Consider the following 1,770-nt stretch of genomic DNA (forward strand, 5'->3'; position numbering starts at 1 on the left):
CAAAAGTGGTGAACTGGTGATCATGGGTGACTGGTCTACACCTTCCTGCACCAGCCAGGAGGCGTTTTTGATGTCGAAGGCTGCGGTTGCGCATACTGGCCTGATGCTTAGTGGGCAAGGGGCTGATGAGTTTTTTCTGGAGAATTTCGAGCTGCTAAAAAGCTTACTTACGCATGCATCCACGGGAGCAGGTGTCGCCAGTGACGCATGGAGTAGACACCTGAAGGGAATAGAGATGAAATTGCTAGAGATTGAGATATTGCACAAGCAGTACCTCGGCTCTGGTACACACCAAGCGCGCGAACAATTCTATGTGAACCGCGCAATCATGTTTAAAAAACTCGACGAGCAGCTCGCCAAACTGTCAGCGCTCGGCTCAGGCCTCCGAAACAAAGGCCCTATAAAAAAACTGCTCGGCATTTCTACTAAAAGCTATCTACATACGAATGAGATTGCAGGTTATGCGGATAAAGTTTCCGGGGTCGCCAAGGCTGCCAAACTGATCAAGAGAGGTAGCTATATAGGCATCGCACTTGGAATAGGGGCTACCGAATTGGAGATTCAAAAGGCTTGCATGCTCGGGCGAGAAGAAGAATGCATCAAAGCGAAAATCGTAGAAAGGTCATCATTGATGGGCGGAATTGCAGGTGCGAGCGCTGGAGGTTATGTGGGTACATTAGCTGGCCCGGCGGTGTGCGCAGCTTTCGGATTGGCTAGCGCAGGATCGGGAACTCTAGTCTGCATAGTCGCGGGAGGAGCCATAGGAGGCAAATATGCAGGTGAATACGGTGCTGAGAAGGGCAGGCAGCTCGGAGAAATACTCTATCGAGAAAGCATAAAATGAGGAACATAGAACCTGGAATAATCGACTTATTTATTTTCCCCCTCATATTTATTGCACTAACCATACAGTGCTACATCGCTCACAGATACACCGTTTTTTTTGAGTCACTTCTACCTACTTGCAAATACATCACTGACCACAAAAAAAACACTTAACCACGCTGGCCTATTAGGAAAGTTAATACGCACAGGCTCAATATCAGTAGTATTGGCGGTACCGAAGCTGTTCATATTGCGGGGACTAGCCGATGCAGAGGAAATCAGGAGCTTCCCTGGTCCGCAACGGCGTATGCTGATTGGGCTATTGACCTTGCACATATCACTAGTCCTGGCCCTCGTCCTTTCCCACTTTTTGTTTCCAGGTGTATGAGGGGTGATCCAGTGACCACAGCTCACTACGGCTGGCGGTCAGTCGGTAGAGCTGCTGCAGGGCGTTGACCAGCTGCTCTGGGGTAAACGCCACGCGCTCGCGCACGTCTACCGAGGCAGTCTTATGGTTGATACCAAGTGCAAGAAAGGCCATGCAAGGTCGCGGGTTGTGACGGGAAGCCGATAATTGTCCTCTTTCGCAGGTTTTAGAACAACCACCGTTCGCTATTGTCGTGATAGGCAGGGTTCGGCGCGGGCTCGGCGGCGCCCTTGCGACCGAGCGCCGCCCTCCCTGTGGGAGCGGCTTCAGCCGCGAAGCAGGCGACGCGGTGGCTGGCACCGGCTTCTCCGGTATTCGCGGCTGAAGCCGCTCCCACAGCGACCTCCACTGAAACAACATCTTGAAACATCTGAACCAGAAAAGCTTCCTCTATCTGTAGTCCATTTCTGAATTACACCCGAGCTTCCTTTTTGCTATTGCTCCATCCCCATTCACTCCCTAGCCTTGGCTTCACTGACCGGGATTGATTCCCCGTCAACTTATACTCTCTATTAAGC

Annotated in this window: 1 protein-coding gene and 1 pseudogene; one reads left to right on the forward strand and one right to left on the reverse strand. The window is 51.4% G+C overall.

The window, feature by feature from the left end:
- Positions 1-844, forward strand: an 844-nt coding sequence (locus tag ACZ6YA_RS26030) for a hypothetical protein (RefSeq protein ID WP_465900629.1), incomplete at its 5' end; no start/stop codon positions are given.
- Between the two features lie 366 nt (positions 845-1,210).
- Here ACZ6YA_RS26030 and ACZ6YA_RS26035 read toward each other — a convergent pair.
- Positions 1,211-1,366, reverse strand: a pseudogene (locus tag ACZ6YA_RS26035) (glutamyl-tRNA reductase); the annotation flags it as partial.
- Positions 1,367-1,770 lie beyond the last annotated feature (404 nt).

This window comes from Pseudomonas sp. NPDC090752 (assembly GCF_055584805.1).